This window comes from Shewanella psychrophila (genome assembly GCF_002005305.1).
GTDB classification, from domain to species: domain Bacteria; phylum Pseudomonadota; class Gammaproteobacteria; order Enterobacterales; family Shewanellaceae; genus Shewanella; species Shewanella psychrophila.
This window is the reverse complement of sequence record NZ_CP014782.1, coordinates 275,987-299,208: the sequence shown is the minus strand read 5'-3', so window position 1 is coordinate 299,208 and position 23,222 is coordinate 275,987. Positions and strand designations below refer to the sequence as shown.

Annotated in this window: 22 protein-coding genes and 1 pseudogene; 17 read left to right on the top strand and 6 right to left on the bottom strand. The window is 46.1% G+C overall.

The annotated features are described in order from the left end of the window. Positions 1-95: 95 nt before the first annotated feature. The gene (locus sps_RS01345; RefSeq protein ID WP_077750839.1) at positions 96-1,301 is read left to right on the top strand and encodes a GGDEF domain-containing protein; all 1,206 of its coding nucleotides are present in this window, start codon (positions 96-98) and stop codon (positions 1,299-1,301) included. 70 nt (positions 1,302-1,371) lie between these two features. Here sps_RS01345 and sps_RS01340 read toward each other — a convergent pair whose 3' ends face one another. Next, positions 1,372-2,595, bottom strand: a complete 1,224-nt coding sequence (locus sps_RS01340) for an HlyD family secretion protein (RefSeq protein WP_077750838.1) — start codon at positions 2,593-2,595, stop codon at positions 1,372-1,374. Continuing rightward, on the bottom strand, positions 2,588-2,935 hold the full coding sequence (locus sps_RS01335; protein ID WP_077750837.1) for an MFS transporter: 348 nt from the start codon (positions 2,933-2,935) through the stop codon (positions 2,588-2,590). The genes sps_RS01340 and sps_RS01335 overlap by 8 nt, the downstream gene beginning before the upstream one ends. A 219-nt stretch (positions 2,936-3,154) precedes the next feature. Between sps_RS01335 and sps_RS01330 the strand changes: the two genes are divergently transcribed. Beyond that, complete coding sequence (locus tag sps_RS01330; RefSeq protein WP_077750836.1) at positions 3,155-4,159, top strand: AraC family transcriptional regulator; 1,005 nt, start codon at positions 3,155-3,157, stop codon at positions 4,157-4,159. Positions 4,160-4,166: 7 nt separating this feature from the next. On the opposite strand, the gene bluB is transcribed toward sps_RS01330, so the two are convergent. The 3 genes from bluB to plsB form a co-directional block, all read right to left on the bottom strand. Then, complete coding sequence (gene bluB, locus sps_RS01325; protein ID WP_335695440.1) at positions 4,167-4,826, bottom strand: 5,6-dimethylbenzimidazole synthase; 660 nt, start codon at positions 4,824-4,826, stop codon at positions 4,167-4,169. Positions 4,827-4,916: 90 nt separating this feature from the next. Further along, on the bottom strand, positions 4,917-6,173 hold the full coding sequence (gene mtr / locus sps_RS01320) for a tryptophan permease (protein WP_077750835.1): 1,257 nt from the start codon (positions 6,171-6,173) through the stop codon (positions 4,917-4,919). After that, positions 6,173-8,596: a glycerol-3-phosphate 1-O-acyltransferase PlsB gene (gene plsB / locus sps_RS01315; protein ID WP_077750834.1), complete on the bottom strand. Its 2,424-nt coding sequence runs from the start codon at positions 8,594-8,596 to the stop codon at positions 6,173-6,175. The genes mtr and plsB overlap by 1 nt, the downstream gene beginning before the upstream one ends. Before the next feature lie 174 nt (positions 8,597-8,770). On the opposite strand from plsB, the gene lexA reads away from it, so the two are divergent. The 6 genes and pseudogenes from lexA to sps_RS01285 all read left to right on the top strand — a co-directional run bounded on the left by lexA (position 8,771) and on the right by sps_RS01285 (position 14,571). Continuing rightward, a complete protein-coding gene (gene lexA / locus sps_RS01310; protein WP_077750833.1) occupies positions 8,771-9,388 on the top strand; it encodes a transcriptional repressor LexA in 618 nt (205 codons plus the stop codon). Between the two features lie 32 nt (positions 9,389-9,420). Then, positions 9,421-9,933 carry a cell division inhibitor SulA gene (locus tag sps_RS01305; RefSeq protein ID WP_077750832.1) on the top strand — a complete coding sequence of 171 codons (513 nt, stop codon included), beginning with the start codon at positions 9,421-9,423 and terminating at the stop codon, positions 9,931-9,933. 434 nt (positions 9,934-10,367) lie between these two features. Further along, positions 10,368-11,480, top strand: a pseudogene (coxB, locus tag sps_RS01300) (cytochrome c oxidase subunit II); the annotation flags it as partial. Between the two features lie 51 nt (positions 11,481-11,531). Then, a complete protein-coding gene (ctaD, locus tag sps_RS01295) occupies positions 11,532-13,127 on the top strand; it encodes a cytochrome c oxidase subunit I (protein ID WP_418346761.1) in 1,596 nt (531 codons plus the stop codon). Between the two features lie 2 nt (positions 13,128-13,129). Beyond that, positions 13,130-13,699 carry a cytochrome c oxidase assembly protein gene (locus sps_RS01290; RefSeq protein ID WP_077750829.1) on the top strand — a complete coding sequence of 190 codons (570 nt, stop codon included), beginning with the start codon at positions 13,130-13,132 and terminating at the stop codon, positions 13,697-13,699. After that, complete coding sequence (locus sps_RS01285; RefSeq protein WP_077750828.1) at positions 13,696-14,571, top strand: cytochrome c oxidase subunit 3; 876 nt, start codon at positions 13,696-13,698, stop codon at positions 14,569-14,571. The genes sps_RS01290 and sps_RS01285 overlap by 4 nt, the downstream gene beginning before the upstream one ends. 107 nt (positions 14,572-14,678) lie before the next feature. Here the strand turns inward: sps_RS01285 and sps_RS01280 are convergent, their stop codons facing one another. Beyond that, the gene (locus sps_RS01280; RefSeq protein WP_077750827.1) at positions 14,679-14,897 is read right to left on the bottom strand and encodes a DUF2909 domain-containing protein; all 219 of its coding nucleotides are present in this window, start codon (positions 14,895-14,897) and stop codon (positions 14,679-14,681) included. Between the two features lie 131 nt (positions 14,898-15,028). On the opposite strand from sps_RS01280, the gene sps_RS01275 reads away from it, so the two are divergent. The 9 genes from sps_RS01275 to sps_RS01235 all read left to right on the top strand — a co-directional run bounded on the left by sps_RS01275 (position 15,029) and on the right by sps_RS01235 (position 23,204). After that, positions 15,029-15,865 (top strand): SURF1 family protein, encoded by an 837-nt coding sequence (locus sps_RS01275; RefSeq protein ID WP_077750826.1) that lies wholly within the window; start codon positions 15,029-15,031, stop codon positions 15,863-15,865. Between the two features lie 144 nt (positions 15,866-16,009). Then, the gene (locus tag sps_RS01270; RefSeq protein WP_077750825.1) at positions 16,010-16,555 is read left to right on the top strand and encodes a hypothetical protein; all 546 of its coding nucleotides are present in this window, start codon (positions 16,010-16,012) and stop codon (positions 16,553-16,555) included. After that, on the top strand, positions 16,555-17,538 hold the full coding sequence (locus sps_RS01265) for a COX15/CtaA family protein (RefSeq protein ID WP_077750824.1): 984 nt from the start codon (positions 16,555-16,557) through the stop codon (positions 17,536-17,538). The genes sps_RS01270 and sps_RS01265 overlap by 1 nt, the downstream gene beginning before the upstream one ends. 75 nt (positions 17,539-17,613) lie before the next feature. Then, the gene (cyoE, locus tag sps_RS01260) at positions 17,614-18,528 is read left to right on the top strand and encodes a heme o synthase (RefSeq protein WP_077750823.1); all 915 of its coding nucleotides are present in this window, start codon (positions 17,614-17,616) and stop codon (positions 18,526-18,528) included. Positions 18,529-18,597: 69 nt separating this feature from the next. After that, positions 18,598-19,275: an SCO family protein gene (locus sps_RS01255; protein ID WP_077750822.1), complete on the top strand. Its 678-nt coding sequence runs from the start codon at positions 18,598-18,600 to the stop codon at positions 19,273-19,275. A 361-nt stretch (positions 19,276-19,636) separates the two neighbouring features. Next, positions 19,637-19,945, top strand: a complete 309-nt coding sequence (locus sps_RS01250) for an STAS domain-containing protein (protein WP_077750821.1) — start codon at positions 19,637-19,639, stop codon at positions 19,943-19,945. A 2-nt stretch (positions 19,946-19,947) separates the two neighbouring features. Then, entirely contained in the window at positions 19,948-20,310 is a 363-nt protein-coding gene (locus sps_RS01245) for a response regulator (RefSeq protein WP_077750820.1), read from the top strand. A gap of 40 nt (positions 20,311-20,350) precedes the next feature. Further along, positions 20,351-22,456, top strand: coding sequence for a chemotaxis protein CheA (locus sps_RS01240; RefSeq protein ID WP_077750819.1), 2,106 nt, complete (start codon positions 20,351-20,353; stop codon positions 22,454-22,456). A 172-nt stretch (positions 22,457-22,628) separates the two neighbouring features. Beyond that, complete coding sequence (locus sps_RS01235) at positions 22,629-23,204, top strand: chemotaxis protein CheW (protein ID WP_077755512.1); 576 nt, start codon at positions 22,629-22,631, stop codon at positions 23,202-23,204. The last annotated feature ends 18 nt before the right edge of the window (positions 23,205-23,222 follow it).

Below are 23,222 nucleotides of genomic sequence, written 5' to 3'. Positions count from 1 at the left end.
TATGGCTAAGCTCAATCTTCTGCAGGTTTGATTATTGAGTATTCGGGAACTTATTTCCCTGTGGCCCAAATATAAGATCACTGTAGAGGTTTAATTTGCCATCTTTTTTACATGGATGTCGTTATTTCATCCTGCCGCTATTTATTACTGTTATGGCGCTCACTTTTATTCAAGTGACTCAAGCCAGTTGGCAGATCTGGAATGAGATAATTGAACGGCTGCCCTATTGGCTATTATCCATCGCGGCCGCTATGGCATTACAATTTAATCGCAGTCGATTGGCCTATCTCGCTGTTCTAATACTGGTATTTTATGTAAGTAAACAGAGTTCAAGCCCATTGTTTACGGCCCCAAATAGCCACATAGATGAGCTATTTATTGGCGGGGCTATGGTCATCACTTGGTTCGCATTCATTAAAGACAGGGGGCTATTCTCATCCCATGGAATAGTGAGAACTTTAGGTATAATAATCTGCTTGGGGCTTGGGTTTATCTGGCTCGCAGCTATCGATCACTTTCAAGCCGACATCATCGCAAAATCTCCAGTCAATATTAGCTATCAGGCCCTCATACTTGTTCCCATTATTCTCTGTTTTGCCTTAGTTTTTTTTCGCGCTATTTGGCGAGCAAACTTGGTCAATACATCCATCTTAACGACCTTAGGAATTTGGTTATTTTACTATTTCAGACCTGATTATCTCCCCCTCTCCATACTCCTGTCATCTCTGGCCGTCATCTATCTGTTTACCATCTTGATTGACTCCTATTTTCTTGCCTATCGAGATGAGCTAACCGGTTTGGCATCTCGACGCGCCCTCTACAACCTAGTGCTCTCTCTGGGTAGAAAGTACAGTGTCGCCATGCTGGATATCGATCACTTCAAGAAATTTAATGACACCTATGGCCATGACGTGGGCGACCAAGTGCTTAGACTAGTAGCAGCAAAGATGGCCCAAGTTTCCGGAGGCGGTAAGGTGTTCAGGTATGGTGGTGAAGAGTTTACTATCGTCTTCCCTCGTAAAGATGCCGAAGCGGTTCTTGATGACTTGGAGGATGTTAGGGAGTCGATAGAAGATTACCGCATCGTCTTGAGGGAGGATAAACGGCAGAAAAATAGTAATACTCAGGCCAAGGCAAAACGAAGTAAGTCAAAAACAGCAAAAAAGAAGACAGTCAGTGTGACTATATCTATCGGGGTTGCTGAACGACTCGGCGGTGAAAACTTCGATCAAGCCATGAAACGTGCCGATCAGGCTCTCTATCGAGCCAAGAAGAAAGGCCGTAACCAGATCTGCATTTGATACAATCGCTCAATCAAATAGAAAAGACTCCACCGTCAGTAATGAAAGTGGAGTCAAAATCTCATTTATGCTACATAGAATAGAAATAGTAAATTTGCGACTTCATGCGGATCACTATCCCTCTGATCACATCTAAAAAAGCAAGGAAGGCGATAGGTTTCTCACCCGATATCCAGGCCAGTCCTACCGCACCGACGGGAATATCATAATCACCTGTTTCATAGATCTTAAGACGCACGAAGTGATGCTTATTATTCACATTAACCCCCGTCAGTTGTCGTACATTGTCATCCCGGGCGATAAGACTTCCCTGAGACTCGCCCGTTGCTTCTATGATTCCCTCCACCTCGGCATTGAACACCTTTCCAGGGTAAACAGCCGAAGCAAACTCTGCTCTCTGGCCGACTTTCACATTACGTATAGCCTGATGATTGACCCTCATCAGCACATATTTCTCATCCGTATACATTTGCATTCGGGGCACTGCACCCACAAACTGCCCCTCTCGCATGATGAAGTTGGTCACATAGCCATTAGCAGGGGCATAAATCTTAGTACTATCTAGATCCCACTGTGCCTTAGCAACATTCTCGACCTCAGCCTTCAGATCTGAACCTCTACTCTGAATGCTCAATTTAGCCTTACCGATATCTAACTCGGTTCTATTAGCCGCAAGATTAGCCTTATCAATCTGTGAATAGTAAGCGTTGACCTTAGCTTGAGCAATATCTACATCATTTTTCTGTTCATCGAGCTGACTCTTAGTAATGGTGTCGGGAACCACTCTATTTTGCTCCATAAAACGAGCCAGAGTTTTCTGTTTCCACTTGAGATCTTTTATCCCTGCCTCAAGCTGATTCTCACTGATTTCGATATCGGTCAGCGCTGCTAAGTGTGCCTTCTTAGCCAGATTAACATCCTCTTTAGCCAGAGCGAGCTCAAGTTCAGCCGACTCTTTAGCCACCTCAGATTTGTTCAAAGCTATTTGATAGGGCTTATCATCGAGTTCATAGATCAACTGACCCGCCACAATGGTCTGATTTGGCACCACATAGATATGCTTAACTTGCCCCTTGATCTGACTCGATGCAGGCCTAAGTTGAATATGAGGCGACTGGACTATTGAGCCTCCCGATATGTCCATAGGCGTGTAGTTAATCAAGCCTACCCATACGAATAGCAACCAAGCACCGCCTCCAAGATAGGAGAAACTTTTACTGTATTTATTCCATGGCATTCCTGCCATTCTCAACAGGTAGATGAACAGAGCCCAAACCGCTAAACCTTCAAGCATTTTTAGTCCCCTTGCCCTGATTTTCTCTAGATTCTGATTCTAGATCTTTATCCTCATGCCAAACGTCTCGGATCCTCCGTAGGGCTTTCTCACCATCAATGAATGCCACAAACACGGCCAACACCCATACCCAATGCCATAGGAAACCTATCCAGGTCAGGGCTGTTATTAAGCCTATCTGATGATGCTTTTCCTTATGCGCCTTATTGATTGGCAGCTCATGGATCTTCCAAAAGCCGATAGCCATTGCAGCTAGGGTAGTGATCATCACCACCGTCGCCACAACATGTAACGTGGTATCTAAACCCGAGTCCACAAACGGCATACTAATTAAACTCATAAATAAAGTGATCCCATGCAAGCAAAATGGATTAACGAGAAAATGATTCAAACGAGGTAAGTTATTATTCTGGATTTGAGTCAGAACTAACGTTGAAGTGTTAAATCTTGTATCCAGTCTGCCTCTTATGAAATAAGGAGCAAGATAGTAAGTCCAGTTCTATCAAAATATGACTATAAATGATTTAATTAGACCCAAACATAGTCTTAAGGCACGATCATGAAATTCAATAGCTCATTCATCCGAGTCTGTTACATGAGTACCGTTTTCAAAGGGGTAGAACGAGTGTATGGGATTCACACCACAGACTTAAATATTCCCCAGACCTTGATGGATGAGCCCATGGCACTGATTCCTTTTAGCCAAATTTGCATCTGGCTAAAGCAATTAGAGCAAGCCACTCAAGATCCGGCTTATATGTTGAAACTTGCCCAACATCTGGATTTTTCTCGTTTGGATATTCCTGGGATCAGTTTCCTGGCAACCACAGACTTAGCGATGAGTGTGCGACGTATTAATTATGGTATCGCCAGTTTCCAATCTGGAGCCAGTTATTACATCATTCAATCGGGAAAGATCATTAAGTGGTGTTACCGAAACCCCTATGTTTTTAACCAACAGAAAACCCATGACTCGCTACGAGTCGCCGTCATGTTGTTCAATACATTGAAATATTTTCTGGGTAATGAATATCGACCGCTACAGATCCACATTAGCGGCCCAGCTGTCGGTAAACAGGAAGCTGAATCTCTGTTTAATTGCCCTGTAATTTGGAACGCCCCTCAAACAGAAATCTGGATCAGTACAGACGCCTTGGTACAACAAGCAAACTTGCAAATACCAGAAAACAGTTCTGTTGCTATGCCCCGTTCACTGTTCGAACAATATCTGGATATGCCTCAACCCCATGATACCCCTAAGGTGCTATTTGAGATGGTCAACTACGCCAGGTACTATGGCTTACCTACGGTAGACAGTGTCGCAGCCCTGTTTAATATCTCCAGGCAGCAGCTACAACGCAAATTGCAGCTCCATGGTTTTAATTTCACTAATATTTGTGGTTATCTTCTCAGTAATCAAGCGATCAAATATATGTTAGATAATAGGTCTGTCGAGGAGATTTCCCAGCTGCTCGGCTATGCCAATAAACAGAGCTTTAGTAAGGCATTCAAACGATTCAGAAACTGCACGCCGCAACAGTATCTGGAAAGGATAAAACCATAACTGCTATCTATTTATGGGACTTAGCCTGCCACTGACCTTCATGAATGATAGAGCTCAGGCTTTGGCGTTTAAGCCAACCACGCTTCTCTAGTTCAGGCTGGTCATAGAACTTACTGACATAACCCAAACAGAGATAGGCGATAGGAACTATGTGCTCCGGAATACCTAAGGTCTGGTGCAATACTTCATCATGTAAGATACTTACCCAACCTACGCCTATGTTCTCGGCGCGAGCTGCAAGCCACAAGTTCTGCACTGCACAGACCGAGCTATAGAGATCCATGTCTAAATTAGTGGTGCGCCCCAAGACTACTGGTCCCGTTCTTGTCCTATCGCAGGTGACACAGATGCCAATCGGCGCCTCTAGAATCCCCTCTAGCTTCAGGGCACTATATTGCGCTTTTCGCTCTCCCTCGAAAAGCGTTTCAGCCTCTGCATTCGCCTGAATAAAGCCTTGCTTCAATTTCTGTTTAGTCTGCTCGCTTCTGACAATCACAAAATCCCAGGGCTGCATGAAACCCACGCTAGGTGCATGATGAGCCGCGGTGAGAATCCGCTTCAAAACGTCATCAGGGATGGTGTCGGGCTTAAACTCGGCTCTGACATCGCGACGATTGAAAATGGTTTTATAGACGGCATCTCGCTCAGCTTGGGTTATCTTCAACATTTATCTCTTTTATATATTATTTTTATGTCGACAAAAAAATAGAGCCTCGAAGGCCCTATTTTTACTAATACCAATAAGTATTCATTAAAGCTAGCCGTAAACGGGTAACAGATCTGCCATTGCCAGAAGATGGCAGGCTCCTGTGATAATGCCGAATAAGATCACTATGGCAATCACCGGCGTTCCGCCAGGCACTTTGAACCCCTTATAATCCGGATACATCTTTCTCACCTTATGAGCCATCATGGCAGGTACAATTGCCGCCCATATAGTGGCCGCAAGCGCAGCGAAGCCGATGGCAATCAAGAAACCATCAGGGAACAGCAAACCTAATACCGTTGGAGGCAGAAAAGTGACCGCCGCAGTCTTCAAACGACCAGAGCGTGACTCATCAAAACCAAATAGATCCGCAAGATAATCGAATAGGCCCAAAGTCACTCCAAGGAAAGATGAAGCGACGGCTAAATTAGCAAACAGGGTTAACATACTGGTTAGCCAATCACTGGTAATCGCCCCCGACAGCGCTCCGACCAAGACACCCATGTTACCGCCTTGGGCTATGATATCGACAAACTCACTCCTGCCGATATTCCCCATAGTCGCGACCAACCAACACACATAAATAACGAATGCGATCACTGTCCCCAGTACGATAGCCTTGATAATAGTGCTAGGGTCTTTGCCATAGTATTTAACCAGACTAGGCACATTGCCGTGATAACCGAAGCTCACCAGGCCAAAAGGCAGCGCAGCTAAAAGATATGGCAGGTATGTCGCCTCACCATCAGGCTGAAATAACTTAACAGTGTCGATATCGATCAGTAAATTACCCACGGCAAGGAAGAAGGTGATAACCATGCCCCCGAGCATTATGGTGGTAATTCTATCCACCGCCTTGGTACTGATAAATACCACAAATGCCAAGCCTAAAGCAAAAACAAGCCCCGCCACACTCTGAGGCAGCTCGATTCCCGCCGCCTCGAGACTATGATTAACGATAGACCCGCCACCGCTGATATAGGCATAGGCTAGGATATAAAGCACGAAGGCGATGGAGAGACCATTAACAATCCGCCAAAATTGCCCTAAGGTCTCGCGAGTCAAGGTATCAAAACTAGCACCTGGCTCAAAATGTAAATTAGTCTCCAGTAGTAACAGCCCCGAAACTAACATACAGAACCACACACCGATCATCATTATTATGGAGTAGCTAAACCACATCCCAGCACCGACGACCGGCAGAGAGAACATACCGGCCCCAACCGCAGTTCCGGCAATAATCATGGCTCCACCGAGTAGAGACTTACTTGCCACTTTATTTTTCGTGGCATTCATATGGTTAGCCATTACGCTTTGTGCTCCGCTGCGACGCTATCTTCTATGGTCTGTCTGACAGATGAACGCAGCAGGCCATTGGCTCGCAATCTAATCCGTTCGACTTCCCCTCTCTTGTCGCTATCTAATAAGTAACCTAGCTCTTTTAACTTGACACTAAGAGTACCGTAAAGCTTTTTATCATAAAATTCCGGCGCCGTGATGCCATGAAGCGCACCCAGTCTCTGTGCCAGCCTATGACTCTCACGCTCAAGTTCTGATCGCTCCATCTTAGGACAGGCAGCCAGCAGGTTAAATATTATGGCATAGCGTTGCATCGTCTCACTCACTGTGCCAGCGAGTAACAACAACTGGTTGATCTGACTCTCTACTGGCGATAAGCGTCCAGCTTCGGTCACTAATCCTTGTGCGACAAATAAATCCAAAATTTGGATAACATGAGTTTCTATGTCCTCGATACCCATAAACAATTCTGCTTTCAATAAGGGGTAGAAGTCTTTTACCGTATCGATAATCTCATCTCTGGAAACGTGCTCATGCTGAGTCAAGCAGTTTGCAACTAGGGAGGGAACAATCAAAAGGTGGATGATATTGTTACGGTAATAGGTCATCGCTACTGCAATGCTATCTTCTATGGAGATGATATCCCCTAGCGGATCGCTATCTAGCTGAATCTTCTTAAGTTCTAGACCTTGCTGTACCAGTAATTTACCGTCACCTTCAGGTACAGATGTGAACTCAGTATAAGGCAGATCCTTGAGTAATTTTAGATAGAGATCTAGCTGCTTCTCAAGTTGTGAACGCTCCAGTGCATGTTGCTCGGAAGCGAGTAAAACCAAGCTTGTCAGCGTCACTGAACTCACCGCCGCCGCATCATTAATGCTTGTCATCACTCGATTAGCTAAGGCGTTCACCACAGGCGTCAGCCACTTAGGTTTCTGCTCAGGGTCTTTAGCTATCTCCTGCTTCCAATCGGGCACCTTCTCGTCCAGATAGCAATCTAAGGTGATAGGTTGACCAAAATTCACATAACCTTGGCCAAAGTTACCTAGCTTACGCAGCGCGCCAAACAGCTGCCAAACAGACTCTTTCTTTTTCTTCTTGCCGCTAAGTTCTTTATGGTAGGTGGCGACCTCCATCACATGATCATAACCTAAGTAAACGGGCACTAAAGTCACAGGTCTTTCCATGCCACCCAGCACACTATTGAGAGTCATGGCAATCATGCCAGTCTTAGGTGCCAGCAGACGACCGGTACGTGAACGTCCACCTTCGGTAAAGTATTCTACCGAGTAACCTTTAGTGAATAATTGATCTAAATATTCACGGAAAACCGCCGTATAAAGCTTGTTCCCCCTGAAGCTACGGCGAATGAAGAAGGCTCCGCCACGACGGAACATAGGCCCCGCAGGCCAGAAGTTGAGGTTGATACCCGCAGCTATGTGCGGTGGAACCATACCTTCGTAATAGAGAATATAGGACAGTAGCAGGTAGTCCATATGACTACGGTGACAAGGCACATAGATGATCTCATGGCCATCATGATGTAGCTGCCTTATCTGCTCTGCACCTTTAATCTTGATACCCTTGTAGAGCTTGTTCCACAGCCAGGTCAAGAAACGCTCTGCGATACGCACTAGGCTCTCGGAGTAATCAGCCGCCACTTCATCCAGGTACTCCATCGCCCTGGCTCTGGCCTCGACTTCGGAGATTTTCTTGCTCGCCGCTTCTTCTAGAATCGCCTTCTTTAGCGACTCAGAATTTAACAGGTCTTGAAATAGTACCTGACGCTTAGGCAAAACAGGTCCGGTCATCACTTTACGTTGACGACTGAAGTGGACTCTAGCCACACGAGCCAGCTTGTGAGCTATTCGCTTATCGGTGCCGTGTTCATCGGCCATATAACGAATTGAGACAGCATTAGAAAACTGCACGAAATTATGTCGTCCCAAGAAGAGGATCATCAGACATTTTCGGAGCCAGGTCGGATTTTGGCGCTCAAACACTGCCGCCTTCATGGTATCGTCTTCTTTGCCTGGAGTGCGCCCCCAGTAGAGGCTAACCGGCACTAACTGTATATCCAGCTCAGGCTTCTGCCTATGAACCTTCAACAGATCCATAAAGCTATTTAAGAAAAACTCATTGCTCTCTCTTTGCCCAAAAAGAGGCTTAGCACCTTCCAAACACACCACTCTGGGCGTGCGCTCACCATCGACAACCAGCTCATCATAAGGGCTCGGAAGTCCATACTGACTGGTTATTTCACTTAGGGAAGCGATATCACTGAGAGATTCAGTCTTCATCACATAAACCACAGGCTTATCTGGGTCTAAGTTGAGATCGGCAAAGGGGTCATGGGGCACAACAACAGTGAGCACCAGTTTTTTCTGAATCCAACGTAATGATTTATACCAAAGAGAGTCTTGTTTCGACATTTTTCTTATACAATGTGAGTCTTCTTAATAACGGCATAGAATACCAGATAAAAGAGAGTTAGCCCTAATCTAGTCAAAAGGTTCTTTTACGTACTTAATAAACTTGGTTAATCCTTGCACTGGTTGCAATACTGTATATACTGACAGTAACTGTATAGAAAGACAGGATTCATCATGAGACCTTTGACACCAAGACAAGCCGAGATCCTAGAACTGATTAAGCGCAATATTTCCGATACCGGCATGCCTCCGACTCGAGCCGAAATAGCTAAACGCCTAGGTTTCAAGAGTGCCAATGCGGCCGAAGAACATCTGAAGGCCCTCGCCAAAAAAGGCTGTATCGAGATTATTCCTGGTACATCTCGCGGTATTCGACTCACACAAGCTGCGGAGCCGGAAGAATTAGGCTTACCCTTGATAGGCCAAGTTGCCGCTGGTGAACCTATCCTTGCCCAGGAGCATATAGAACAACATTATCAGGTCGACCCAAGTATGTTTCGTCCTAGTGCCGACTTTCTACTTAGAGTACGCGGTGACAGCATGAAAAATATCGGTATTCTCGAAGGTGATCTACTCGCCGTCCATAAGGTTGCTCAAGCAAAGAATGGCCAAATTGTCGTGGCTCGAGTGGAAGATGATGTCACAGTAAAACGCTTCGAGAAAAAAGGTAGCATGGTCTATCTCCATGCTGAAAATGAAGACTATTCACCGATAGTTGTCGACCTCACCAGCCAGAGCCTGAATATTGAAGGACTCGCAGTCGGTGTTATCCGTAACGGCAATTGGCAATAGATGAAATCGCTCATTGGCGAAGGAGCTTGGTAATGAAAAATCTAATTGGAAATAGCCCTAGACACCCAGGTTTATGGTCGAATCCCCTTGACCAAGTGTCCATCGAACAAGGTAATGCGAGTATCACCACAGTAAGCACCCACACTCAGGGCCGGGTGGAACTGAGAAAAGTGAGTAATCAGCTTGCTACTTTGAGTCATCAGGGGCAATGGATTGTATTGATCAGTCCTCCCAACATGGGCTACAAGCAGATGTTAGCCGAAGCAGGAGTCAGAATGGACCGCGTCCTTCTCGTTCATGCTAAGGACGAAGTTGAAACCTTATGGGCCATGGAGAAAGCGCTCACCAGTGGCACATCCAGTGCCGTCATCTGCTGGACTCAGGCCTTAGATTCACGGGACAATCGCCGACTGAAATTGGTAGAAAAAAGCGCACGAGCCCTAGGCATTGTCATCGAAGATGCGAATAGCCACTTACATGCTAAGCCCCATAGCCAAACAGATACTCACTTCAGCCAAGCCAGTTTATTCGGTTCTCTACACTAGTCTCGAGTCAATTTGACGAATAGAAAATCTATTATTTAAGTCCCGTAAGGGACTTTTTTGTGTTTGATTTTTATTTAAAATATTTGAAAAATTCACCAAAAGTGATCTTGATCAATATTTCAACACCAAGTAAGTTAGGGATATAACAACGATAATTTGTTATATCCAAACGATTTAGTAGTCGGCGTAGTAAAGACCCTGCCATGTGTGGAAGTCCAGATATTTACCTCGCTGAAATCGGTACTGATATATTCAGCCGTAGGTGCGAGTGTGGTTAACTCAGGTAGTCAGTGACTGCCAAACTAAAATAACAAGTAAACCGCCACTGCACTTTGAAGTCATCGTTGCTTTTTTGGGAACTGAAGAGTTTGCATAGAGCAGAGACTTACTGTGTGACTCTTCTTTGTCTTAATTTTTGACAGAGGAGAAGTCTAGTGAAGCGAGTGTTGTATAGTTTTCTGGCGTTGCTGTTTACGCCCTACGTTTTGGCATCAGAAATGCCCCTTAATATGACAAAGGGCGTTACAGATATCAGTGGCCAGGTATACAACCTGCACATGATCATACTGTATATCTGTTGCGCCATCGGTGTTGTGGTTTTTGGTGTGATGATCTATTCCATGATCAATCATCGAAAATCTAAGGGTGCCGTAGCAGCCAATTTCCACGAAAGTACTAAGGTCGAGATAGCCTGGACCATAGCCCCTTTCATCATACTCATTCTTATGGCTATTCCGGCGACTAAGACCTTAATCGCCATGGAAGATCCTAGTGATGCCGACATCACCATCAAGATAACAGGCTCTCAATGGAAATGGCATTACAGCTATTTCGATCAAGATATAGAGTTCTTTAGCCTACTCTCAACCCCTAGAGAGCAGATAGAGGGAACCGAAGAGAAGGGAGAGAACTATCTCCTCGAAGTCGATAAGCCCTTAGTCCTTCCTATCAATAAAAAAGTACGCTTCCTGATGACGTCAGAAGATGTGATCCACTCATGGTGGGTTCCCGCGTTCGCGGTTAAGAAAGACGCAAATCCGGGTTTCATCAATGAAGCATGGACCCGTATCGATATACCAGGTACCTATCGAGGTCAATGCGCCGAGCTCTGCGGTAAAGATCATGGCTTCATGCCGATCGTGGTCGAGGCTCTAAGCCAAGCCGACTTCGACATCTGGGTAGCAGAACAAAAGAATCAAGCCAGCGCCGCAGCCGCTGAAGCACAGGCCTCCTTGAGTAAGTCCCTCTCCATGGATGAGCTGATGGCTCAAGGTGAACAGGTATACATGTCTCGATGTGCTGCATGTCATCAGCCCAACGGCATGGGCCTACCTGGCGTATTCCCTCCAATGAAAGGCAGCCCAATAACAACTGGACCATTAACAGATCACTTAGAGATGGTTATCAATGGAAAAGTGGGCACTGCGATGCAGGCTTTTGGGAAGCAATTAACCGCGCAAGAGATTGCCGCAGTGATTACTTATGAACGTAACGCATGGGACAACAACACAGGCGATACAGTTCAGGCGGCTGACGTTAGTCAGCATGGCCAATAGGGAGTAAATATGAATACTTTAACCCGCGAAGCGGAACCGAATATGGAAATCGGCCAGGTCGAAGAAGCCAGCGAGCACCATGATGAGCATCACCAGCAGCATCCTTCGGGCATTAAACGTTGGCTGTTAACCACCAATCACAAAGACATAGGCACACTCTACCTCTGGTTCAGTTTTATCATGTTCCTCACAGGTGGCGCCATGGCCATGGTGATACGTGCCGAGCTATTTCAACCAGGACTGCAGTTGATAGAACCTAATTTCTTCAATCAGATGACCACTGTCCATGGATTGGTCATGGTCTTTGGCGCTGTAATGCCAGCCTTTACAGGCCTGGCAAACTGGTTAATACCTATGATGATTGGCGCGCCAGACATGGCACTGCCAAGGATGAACAACTGGAGTTTTTGGATCTTACCCTTCGCCTTCGCCATCCTGCTGAGCTCACTATTTATGGAAGGAGGCGGACCAAACTTTGGTTGGACCTTCTACGCGCCGCTGTCGACCACTTATAGCCCTGACAGTACGGCACTGTTTGTCTTCTCTATCCATATCATGGGCATCAGCTCCATCATGGGGGCGATTAACGTCGTCGTGACCATAGTCAATATGCGGGCTCCGGGCATGACCTGGATGAAGTTACCACTCTTCGTCTGGACCTGGTTGATCACCGCCTTCCTCTTAATTGCTGTGATGCCGGTACTCGCTGGCACAGTGACCATGGTGCTCACAGATAAATACTTCGGTACTAGCTTCTTCGATGCCGCGGGAGGTGGCGATCCTGTGATGTTCCAGCATATCTTCTGGTTCTTCGGCCACCCGGAAGTTTACATCATGATCTTACCTTCCTTCGGTATCATCTCCGCCATAGTGCCTACCTTCAGCCGTAAAAGACTATTTGGTTACTCCTCTATGGTCTACGCCACCTCGAGTATCGCCATACTCTCATTCCTTGTGTGGGCACACCACATGTTCACCACAGGTATGCCAGTATTCGCCGAGCTCTTCTTCATGTATTGCACCATGTTGATTGCGGTTCCCACCGGGGTAAAAGTGTTTAATTGGGTGGCGACCATGTGGCGAGGCTCACTCAGCTTCGAGACCCCCATGTTGTTCGCTGTCGCCTTCATCATACTCTTCACCATAGGTGGCTTTTCGGGCCTGATGCTGGCTATCACCCCGGCTGATTTCCAATATCATGATACTTACTTCGTGGTCGCACATTTCCATTATGTACTGGTGACAGGTGCCATTTTCTCCATTATGGCCGCGGCCTATTACTGGTTACCTAAATGGACCGGTAACATGTATGACGAAAGATTAGGCAAGATTCATTTCTGGTGTTCAGTGATATCGGTCAACGTACTTTTCTTCCCTATGCATTTCTTAGGCTTAGCGGGCATGCCGAGACGTATCCCGGATTATGCGGTGCAATTTGCCGATGTTAATCAGATAGTCTCCATAGGCGGCTTCGCCTTTGGACTGTCTCAGTTTATCTTCCTCGCGCTGGTCATCAAGTGCATACGCGGTGGCGAAAAGGCTGCGGCTAAGCCTTGGGAAGGGGCTGAAGGTTTAGAGTGGACACTCCCGAGCCCAGCACCCTACCACTCATTCTCTACACCACCTGAGATTAAGTAGATATGAACAATAACCAAGGCAAGTCCAATCGAAAACTTATCAGTATGTTGATTGCTGGTGCTGTGGGCATGTTCGGTTTCGGCTTCGCTTTGGTTCCCTTATACGATGTGCTCTGCGAACAATTGGGGATCAATGGTAAGACCCAAAACAGTGCCAGCACTTATAAACCGATCACAATCGATGAGAGTCGTACCATTACAGTTGAATTTATGGCGCAGATTCAAAGTGATATGCCCTGGGAATTTAAGCCTGAAATCAAACGTATGCAGGTTCATCCCGGAGAGCTGATCCACACTCATTTCAATGCCAAGAATTTGTCTCTAAATGAAACCATTGGACAGGCTATCCCCTCGGTATCACCAGGACTGGGAGCCGCTTACTTCAATAAAACCGAATGCTTCTGCTTCAACCAGCAGAAACTAACGGCCGAAGCGAGCGCCGAGCTACCACTAATATTTTTTGTGGATCCTGATCTTCCCGATTCAATAACCACACTGACTCTCTCTTATACCCTCTATAACATCACCGACCGAGGTTATGTCGGCTCAGTTGAGCAAGGAGCAGCAAGATGACAACTAAGCACGAACACTATTACGTTCCCGCACAGAGTGCATGGCCCATAATTGGCGCCATAGGATTATTCCTCATTGCATTTGGCGCCGGAAGTTATGTACAACAACTCAAAACCGATGGCGGCAGTGGAGGAATGATTTTACTCGCCGGTATAGCCGTCATCATATTTATGATCTTTGGCTGGTTTAGAACCGTTATCGCCGAGTCAATGAGCGGCCTCTATTCCAAACAGATGGACAGATCCTTTCGGCAGGGAATGAGCTGGTTTATTTTCTCCGAAGTAATGTTCTTCGGGGCTTTTTTCGGTGCCCTGCTCTACGCCCGAATGATTGCCGTACCTTGGTTGGGTGGCGATTCCAATAACGCCATGACTAATGAGGTGCTCTGGCCTGGATTTGAAGCCGTCTGGCCACTAATAACAACACCCGATGGCACAAAAACAGAGGCTATGCCTTGGACTGGCTTGCCCCTGTATAATACCATCATTCTACTCACGTCATCTGTGACTCTGCATATGGCTCACGTAAGCCTGGAGAAAGGTAAACGTTCGGCTATTAGCATTTGGCTGGGTATTACCATCTTACTGGGCATGTGTTTTCTGGCGCTACAAGCCGAAGAGTATATTCACGCCTACCAGGAAATGGGATTAACGTTGGAATCGGGAGTTTATGGTAATACCTTCTTCCTCTTGACCGGTTTCCACGGCATGCACGTCACCCTAGGAACCGTATTCCTGATTGTATTGTTTTTACGGGTCTTGAAAGGACACTTTACCCCAGATCGGCATTTCGCCTTCCAGGCGGGTAGCTGGTATTGGCACTTTGTTGACGTCGTTTGGTTGTGTCTATTTATCTTCGTCTACGTCCTCTGATAGAGCCGCTACGCTTCTCTATATATGTCACTACGTGAAGTTCAGTCTGAATCATTTCATCGAGTAAGCAGGAGCCATCACCTTGGCTCCTGAACAAGAACCTTAGACTAATAAGGCCTTGGATTTGGGGTGATAACCCCAGTGCCAAGTGCCACAAGGATAAATAAGACAACCAGCACAGAGTAAATGACTCGGCGCCCTAAGAAATGACTCACGGGCGTCTCACTCTCACCTTTTACCAAGATAAACAGGGCTCGGACAAGATTAAACATAATGAATAGCAGTAGCAGTACTAAGACAATTTTAAAGATAATTAATAGATTCACCGGTTATCCTCACATTGAGTCATGGGGCTCTAGGGCCTTATTTACTATTTCTACTCTGGAGCTGTTTATCCATTTGGTCAAGTTAGCTTTTTGGTTCCTTAGGTGTCGTCCAAAACACAGGAGAGAAAATTATGACCAGCCTCTCTCAACCTAGTGGCCTGTACATATGGTCGACCAGAGCAGCATTAGCTTTGTTCTCAATAACTATGTTCCTCATTTTAGTGAAACTAGGTTTTTGGCAGCTAGATCGTGCGGAGATGAAGGAGCGCTGGCAGAGCGAATTGACCCAGCGCCAATCATCTGCGCCGCTGACATATACTCAGCTAGTTTCATTTCCCCCAACAGAGAAAGTCACAGGTTACCGTCTCTCGGTCCAGGCATCTCCGGCCTCGAATCATATCTTCCTGCTGGATAATCAAGTTTTTAACGGACTGGTAGGATATCTAGCGCTACAGCCCATGCAGATAACAGCCGATGGTCCCTGGATTCTGCTGGAACTTGGCTTTGTACCTGCAGGCTTAGATAGACGAATACTGCCCAAGGTTAAAGTTATCACAGGAGAGGTCAGCTTGAATGGCAGGTTATATCAGAAACAAGCAAACCCTATGAGCTCCGCATTAATGCCAGAATCAAGCTGGCCCAAACGTATCCAAAATCTTAATATTAGTGCGATTAGCCAGCTATTAGACCAGCCTTTGGCTCCTGCTGTGTTGCAGCCAGATCATCTCGATGGTTTTGACTTGCCCCATCCTTGGACTCCCATACCACTTTCTTCACAGAAGCATAGAGGCTATGCCCTACAGTGGTTTTCAATGGCACTGGCTTTTGCCCTGCTTATTCTATATTTCATCTATAGCAGAAGATCCAAAGCCTCAACAAAACAACAAAATGAAGTTACAGTGAGTAATAATCCAGATCGGACCAATATCCATGAAATGACTGTTGCCAATGAAAACAAGACCAAGTAGGTTAGAGATTAAGCAGTAAAAACTTCTACACATAAGAAGTGACAATACGTGTTTCCTAGCCGTCTCGGGAAACTGGATGAGTATGACTCATATGAATTTTATTAGCCTCTAAAGGCGTTCATATGGGCTTTCTTAGGAGAGAGTATGAACTCCCAAAAAAAGAGCGGCGCTAAACCTTTAATTTTACTTTTTTTAGTCTTCGTGCTGCCAGTGGCTGCGGCTAAAATAGTGCTCAGTTTAGATCTCTATCAAGGAGGTGCCACCAACAAGGGAGAGCTACTTCCTATCGGCACTAGCTACCAGAGCCTGAGGATGAACAACCCTAAGCCTAAAGAGTGGCAACTCCTCTACCTACTGCCCAACAAATGTGACCAGCAATGCCTAGATCATCTTTATATCCTGCAACAGAGCCATATCGCGCTGGGCCGAAATCAAGACAGAGTTCACACTTTGATCTTACTGAGCCAAGATAGCGATATACACGCCCTTACTACATACACATTCGAGACGGTGTTGGCCAATGATGCCATGATAAAAATGCTGGACCGCCAGCAAATGATAGTAGTCGACCCACTGGGCAGCTTAGTCATGGAATATCCCGCAGTTGACGGTATGGACAAGCAGATAATGCAGGGAAAATCACTGGTCGCTGACTTAAGAAAGATGCTAAAACTATCGAGAGTTGGCTAATGGGGATCCAAGCATTACTCAGAGTCACCCTTGTCTTCACGCTTTGCGTCATTTTAATGGGGGCATATACCCGTTTATCCGATGCAGGCTTGGGCTGCCCCGATTGGCCTGGTTGTTATGGCATGCTCAAGGTCCCCAGTCAGCAACATGAACTTGCTCAGGCACAAGATGCCTTCCCTGGGCTGGAAGTTGAACCCAAGAAAGCTTGGCTTGAGATGATCCACAGATATATAGCCGGAGCCCTTGGTTTACTTGTACTCGTTGTCTTCATTCTTTGCTTAAAGAAGCTGGATGCCCCCAAGAAACTGCCGACAATTATCGCCATCTTAATCTTATTTCAAGCCGCTTTAGGTATGTGGACTGTTACCATGAAACTCATGCCCGTAGTTGTCATGTCTCACCTCATCGGCGGCTTTACCTTAATATCTTTATTATTCCTACTCTACCTCAGAACTAAGCCACTGAGGATCCCCGGTGGCGATATTGTCGCTAGAAAACTTGCTCCATTAGCTTTAGCAAGCATGGGAGTCTTGATCTTACAGATCATTCTCGGCGGCTGGACTTCATCGAACTATGCAGCCCTAGCCTGTACTTCACTGCCTATTTGTGAAGGAGATTGGTACAAAAATTTACAGCTAACTCAGGCTTTTAATCCGTTCCAAGGCGTCCACGAAACCTATGAATTTGGCGTACTCGACTACTCTTCACGTATGACCATACATGTCGCCCATAGATTTGGCGCTATATTGACCACAGGTATCTTGCTCTGGCTTGCCTATAAACTTTTTACTCGTTCTCAATCGGCGCTATTGAAACGAGCATCATTGGTTTTAGTCGGCTTAGTCATACTGCAAGTCGGGCTCGGGATCAGCAATGTTGTACTGCACCTACCCTTGGGCATAGCCGTATCTCACAATGCAGGGGCGGCCATGCTGCTAATGACATTAGTGTTTATCAACTACGCCCTGTGGCGAAAAGCATAAAGCTAACGTTTTAAGTTTTAAGTTTTAAGCAAAATAATAATTTTAAGGGCATAAAGCCTAAGCGAGGGAAAAGCCATGGCAAAACCACTTTCGATTTCGGCAACAGAGCCTAAGACCAGCCGCGAGTTACTTCAATGGCGCGCATATTATGAGATGACCAAGCCTAAAGTGGTCGCGCTCATGCTGCTTACGGTTTTAGTCGGTATGTGTCTGGCGGTACCAGGGTCAGTGCCTATACAGCCCTTAATTATTGGCATGATGGGGATCGGCATGATGGCTGGTGCCGCCGCCGCCTTTAACCACCTTATAGACCGACGTATAGATGGCCTGATGGCCCGCACCTATAATCGCCCCTTACCTAAGGGCCGTGTCTCTATCGCTAAGGCTCTCGCCTTCTCCGTTAGTTTGGCGATATTGGGCTTTGCCTTGCTCTACACCTTAGTCAATGAACTCACCGCTTGGCTCACCTTTGCCAGTCTCGTGGGATATGCCATCATCTATACCGCTTATCTCAAACGTGCCACACCACAAAATATCGTCGTCGGCGGACTCGCAGGAGCCATGCCACCGCTCCTTGGTTGGACGGCAATAACCGGGGAGTTCCACGGTCATGCGCTGTTGTTAGTGATCATCATCTTTACTTGGACGCCGCCGCACTTCTGGGCGCTGGCCATCCACAGAAAAGAGGAATATGCCAAAGTAGATATTCCTATGCTACCTGTAACCCATGGCGTCGAATTCACCAAGACCTGTATCTTGCTCTATACCTTGTTATTAGCAATCGCCTGTTTACTACCTGTTATCGTAGGAATGTGCGGTCCCATCTACTTAGTAGGCTCGACAATATTAAGCTGCTGCTTCATCTATAAAGCATGGGAGCTTAAATATGATGATAAGCCAGGTCTGGCGATGCAAGTATTTCGTTTCTCCATCTATCATCTGATGATCTTATTTATTGTGCTCTTGGTCGATCATTACCTCTGGGTATAAACCAGAGAATACAAGTGATTAGTTCGTTGGTGTTATACAGATCCGAGGTCGAACATGGAGCCTTTCAATATGGCAAAGAAGCTTAGAATCATCGCCGTTGCACTACTAGGCTTAGTTCTTCTCGGCCTCGGCGGTGTGACCGCGGTTCAGGTGCAGAAAAATAAGCAGAGCAATACCATCATCACCTCTATGCAAAATACAGAACTGGAGCTCACCACCAGCTTCGTGTTTCCAATAGCAAAGCCATTGGCACCTTTCTCTCTCACGGATCAACATGGCAATTCATTTACTAACACTCAGCTAAATAATAAATGGAGCCTATTCTTCATCGGCTACACCTCTTGCCCAGATGTCTGCCCTACCACTATGGGGAAACTCACCGCAGCTTACCCCAAATTATTAGAAAATGCAGAGCTACAAGTGGTTTTCCTTTCCGTTGATCCTCAAAGAGATACTCAGGCTAAACTGTTAAGCTATATGGACTTCTTTAACCCTGAATTTGTCGCGATCACAGGGGAACACGCCCAACTCTTCCCACTCACTCGAGATCTAGGCTTCGTCTATGCCATGATCGGCGATGGAGAAGACTATCAGGTAGACCACAGTGCATCTATGGCACTGATATCACCGGATGGAAGCAAGGTGGCGATTATAAAACCTAAGTCCTCGTCTCCAGGGAAGCTGCCGCAGATCTCCAACAAGAACCTGATTGCAGATATTCAAACAATCATAGCCAATTATAAGTAAGAAGCTAGAACTCCGAGTACCTAGAACCGAGAACCGAGAACCTTGGGACTATCAACTAATTGTGCCAAATTGTAACTGAAAATATCCGTCGATCCAGCATATTTACTTTGCTAAACACACTTCAGAAAATCCTTCACGGAAAGCTATTAAAAACCAATTTAATACATACAGATACAAGATAATTTGACAGAACACATACGGACGACTATCTAACCTAAATCGCATATTATTGACTCGTTACCCGCTATTTTATTTCTCGAATAAATAATCAAAAAAAAACCAACAAAAGAGGAAATACTTAAATTTGCCGACTATCTTTTGATCTTGCAGGGATGAAGAAAGCTATCCAAAGGAAAATAAAATGTCGGAACAAACAATTATATTGGATTCTGAATTAACCATTCGAAATATTCAGCCCATATTCGCACAACTTTCAGAGCTATTAGCCCATGACGAAGAGCTGCATATAGATGCTAGCCAATTGTCACGGGTAGACACTGCTGGGGCGCAGCTCCTGTATCTATTTTCCCAAACATGTGAATCCCGCTCTCTAAAAGTCGACTGGCTAGACTGCCAGCCCGAACTAAAAACCAATTTGGAAAATCTGGGTATTAGTATTCCAGAGATAGGCACACCAGAGTTACAAGCCGAACTGGATGAGGAAAAGTAACTATGAAAAAAATACTCGCAGTCGATGATTCTGCTTCCATGCGTCAGATGGTCGGCTTTACCCTTAAAACGGCTGGCTTCGACGTCACAGAGGCGTGCAATGGAGACGAGGCTTTAAAAGTAGCCCAGCAAGGCGAATACGACCTGGTCATCTCGGATGTGAATATGCCCATCATGGATGGACTCACCCTGATCCGTAATCTACGAACCTTACCTAACTATAAATTTACTCCCCTATTGATGCTAACAACGGAATCAGGTACAGAAAAGAAACAAGAGGGTCGCTCCGCTGGAGCTACCGGCTGGATAGTGAAGCCATTCAACCCAGATCAGTTACTGGCAACCGTGCGTAAGGTGCTTGGTTAAGAACATCCAAATCATCAGATGGATCTAACGGACATTTAATATGGAAATCGATCTCAGTCAATTCAGTCAGGTATTCTTCGAGGAGAGTCTAGAAGGTTTAGACGCCATGGAATCCGAACTGCTTAATCTCGACGTAAATAACCCCGACGATGAAGCTATCAACACTATTTTTCGCGCGGCTCACTCTATCAAGGGAGGCAGTGCCACCTTCGGTTTCAGCCAAGTCGCCAATTACACTCATCTGCTAGAAACCTTGCTCGATGAGATCCGCGATGGACGCAGACAGATGACCAGCGAGCATCAAGACATATTATTGCTTTCAGTCGATCTACTGCGAAATATGTTCGATGCCTTGATGCGAAAAATTGATTTCGACGATCCCCTGCTCGCTCAACTCGAGAAGCAATTTACTATGGAACTCGAAAAAGGTACTCAGGGATCGGAGACTGCAGAAGTCGATTCCAGCAGCGAGATAACGACGGAACAAGAGGCGAGTGGCCTGCTACTTTGGTCCATAGATTTTCAGGCAGGTATCGACATTCTGCGCTGTGGTAACGACCCTTACCTCATGTTCAATGAGCTCAGACAGTTGGGAGAGCTAAGCGTCAACTTGGCCGAACATACGTCACCTGAGTTTAATGATATAGATCCGGAGGCTTGTTATCTGAATTGGCAACTTGAACTCATCACAGATCAGCCCTTAGAACGATTAAAAGAGGTATTCGAATGGGTCGAAGATGAATGCACCATCAACTTCTCCTCTAACCCTCTCATTAATGAAAATCAAGATGATGAACTCTCCAATATAGAATCGACCCAAGGGACAATTACTCAGGAGCTGCAAGGGAGCGAAGCGGTCCAGGCTGACATAGAGAGTAATGGAGCAGATGAGACCAAGACATCTAACCAAGGGTCTAAACCTAAAGCGGTTTCACAGGCTAAAACGCCCGAGACCAGCTCGATTCGAGTCAGCATAGACAAAATAGATCTGCTGATAAACATGGTAGGGGAACTGGTGATCACCCAGGCCATGCTCGGCCAGATAGGTCAGCAGGAAAAGATAGACGAAGAGTCACTTATATCACTCAAGCAGGGACTGGAACAGCTCGCCACCCATACCCGAGATCTGCAAGAGAGCGTCATGCAGATCCGTATGCTCCCCATTAGCTTCGCCTTCAACCGCTTCCCTAGGCTCGTGCGCGATATCGGTCAGCAACTAGGAAAGAAAGTGAATCTAGTACTAAAAGGGGAAGATACCGAGCTAGACAAGACTGTGATGGAGAAGATAGTCGATCCTATGGTGCATCTGGTACGTAACTCACTAGATCATGGCCTTGAAACCCCAGAAGAACGCCTAGCCAAGGGGAAATCAGAAGTCGGCACTATCACTCTCAACGCCTTTCATCAGGGCGGCAGCATCATCATAGAGATAATCGACGATGGAGCTGGTCTGGATACCGACAGAATCCTTAACAAGGCGAGGGAGAAGGGGCTCGTCGGTCTGGAGGAAGAACTCAGCACAGAGGCGATTCATAAGTTGATCTTTAAGCCCGGCTTTTCCACCGCCGATTCGGTTTCAGATCTCTCTGGACGCGGTGTGGGCATGGACGTAGTCAGACGAAACATCAATGAGCTCAACGGCAGCATAGAGCTTAAATCCACCCAAGATAAAGGCAGTCGTTTCACTATCAGGCTGCCTCTGACACTAGCCATACTCGATGGCCAGCTAGTCAGGGTTGGCCAGCATATCTATGTGGTGCCCCTGGTTTCCATTCATGAATCATTACAGGTCGAACCAAGCAAAATCAACCGTCTCAGCGACGGCCATGAACTGATACAGCTCAGAAACGAATATCTACCTGTTATCAAGGTGTACCAAGAGTTCTGCCACACTTCCGATGCCAGAGAGATCAAAGATGGTCTGGTCATGGTAGTCGACTCTAATAATGAAAAAATAGGTTTACTGGTCGATGAACTCTTGTCACAGCAACAGGTGGTCATCAAGAGCCTAGAAGATAACTACAACCGGGTCCCAGGCGTATCGGGTGCCACTATTCTCGGTGATGGCACCGTTGCACTCATCATAGATGTTACCGGATTAGTGAGCATGGCAGGCATTACCAATATGAAAGAACACGCAGCCTAACCAGACTAAGAATTAACACACTAGTCAATTGCCAATATGAAAAATGCGGCTTAACCAGATTATGAATGTACACGCTAATTACCAATATGAAAAATGCTACTTAACCAGATTATGAATGAACACGCTAGAGAGCGATGAAAATAACAGATTAAGGAAGATGGAGCCTGACGAGATGACAGAGCAAATTCAAAATGAACAGCCCCAGCACGATCATGGGATAAAGCAAGATAACGATGAAGACAGTCAGCAGTACCTAACCTTCATCATGGCCAACGAAGAGTACGGAGTCGAAATATTATCGGTACAGGAGATCCGGGGATGGGAGTCCACCACAGTGATCCCCAATGCACCGAGTCATGTGAAGGGGGTGATTAATCTGCGGGGTACCATAGTGCCCATCATAGATCTCCGCCAACGTTTCGGCATCGAGGTCTTAGATTATGGTGCTACAACTGTAGTTATCGTGGTCAAAGTGGCCATCGCTAACGAGCATAAGGTCATAGGTATCGTCGTCGATGCAGTATCCGATGTATTCAGCGTCAATAATGACGATGTACGTGAAGCACCCAATTTCGGTGAAGGCACAGATCTCTCTTTCATCAAAGGCTTAACTAATGCCAGCGATAAAATGGTGATCTTGCTCGATATCAACATGTTACTCGGTAGCGAAGTCTTACCCGAAGCCGAGCAACTCTCTAACTTAATCAATACGCTTGATGCTCCCCAGCAGCAAGTGGTTAATGCGTAAACTGGTATAACGAGGATA

Bases quoted from the DNA above. Each gene is read 5' to 3' on its own strand.
- sps_RS01270 (WP_077750825.1), top strand. From the start codon at position 16,010: ATGAACTCCCAAAAAAAGAGCGGCGCTAAACCTTTAATTTTACTTTTT.
- sps_RS01285 (WP_077750828.1), top strand. From the start codon at position 13,696: ATGACAACTAAGCACGAACACTATTACGTTCCCGCACAGAGTGCATGG.
- sps_RS01335 (WP_077750837.1), bottom strand. From the start codon at position 2,935: ATGAGTTTAATTAGTATGCCGTTTGTGGACTCGGGTTTAGATACCACG.
- sps_RS01265 (WP_077750824.1), top strand. From the start codon at position 16,555: ATGGGGATCCAAGCATTACTCAGAGTCACCCTTGTCTTCACGCTTTGC.
- ctaD (WP_418346761.1), top strand. From the start codon at position 11,532: ATGGAAATCGGCCAGGTCGAAGAAGCCAGCGAGCACCATGATGAGCAT.
- sps_RS01235 (WP_077755512.1), top strand. From the start codon at position 22,629: ATGACAGAGCAAATTCAAAATGAACAGCCCCAGCACGATCATGGGATA.
- sps_RS01275 (WP_077750826.1), top strand. From the start codon at position 15,029: ATGACCAGCCTCTCTCAACCTAGTGGCCTGTACATATGGTCGACCAGA.
- sps_RS01330 (WP_077750836.1), top strand. From the start codon at position 3,155: ATGAAATTCAATAGCTCATTCATCCGAGTCTGTTACATGAGTACCGTT.
- sps_RS01240 (WP_077750819.1), top strand. From the start codon at position 20,351: ATGGAAATCGATCTCAGTCAATTCAGTCAGGTATTCTTCGAGGAGAGT.
- lexA (WP_077750833.1), top strand. From the start codon at position 8,771: ATGAGACCTTTGACACCAAGACAAGCCGAGATCCTAGAACTGATTAAG.
- sps_RS01340 (WP_077750838.1), bottom strand. From the start codon at position 2,595: ATGCTTGAAGGTTTAGCGGTTTGGGCTCTGTTCATCTACCTGTTGAGA.
- sps_RS01255 (WP_077750822.1), top strand. From the start codon at position 18,598: ATGGCAAAGAAGCTTAGAATCATCGCCGTTGCACTACTAGGCTTAGTT.
- cyoE (WP_077750823.1), top strand. From the start codon at position 17,614: ATGGCAAAACCACTTTCGATTTCGGCAACAGAGCCTAAGACCAGCCGC.
- plsB (WP_077750834.1), bottom strand. From the start codon at position 8,596: ATGTCGAAACAAGACTCTCTTTGGTATAAATCATTACGTTGGATTCAG.
- bluB (WP_335695440.1), bottom strand. From the start codon at position 4,826: ATGTTGAAGATAACCCAAGCTGAGCGAGATGCCGTCTATAAAACCATT.
- sps_RS01290 (WP_077750829.1), top strand. From the start codon at position 13,130: ATGAACAATAACCAAGGCAAGTCCAATCGAAAACTTATCAGTATGTTG.
- sps_RS01305 (WP_077750832.1), top strand. From the start codon at position 9,421: ATGAAAAATCTAATTGGAAATAGCCCTAGACACCCAGGTTTATGGTCG.
- sps_RS01250 (WP_077750821.1), top strand. From the start codon at position 19,637: ATGTCGGAACAAACAATTATATTGGATTCTGAATTAACCATTCGAAAT.
- sps_RS01245 (WP_077750820.1), top strand. From the start codon at position 19,948: ATGAAAAAAATACTCGCAGTCGATGATTCTGCTTCCATGCGTCAGATG.
- mtr (WP_077750835.1), bottom strand. From the start codon at position 6,173: ATGGCTAACCATATGAATGCCACGAAAAATAAAGTGGCAAGTAAGTCT.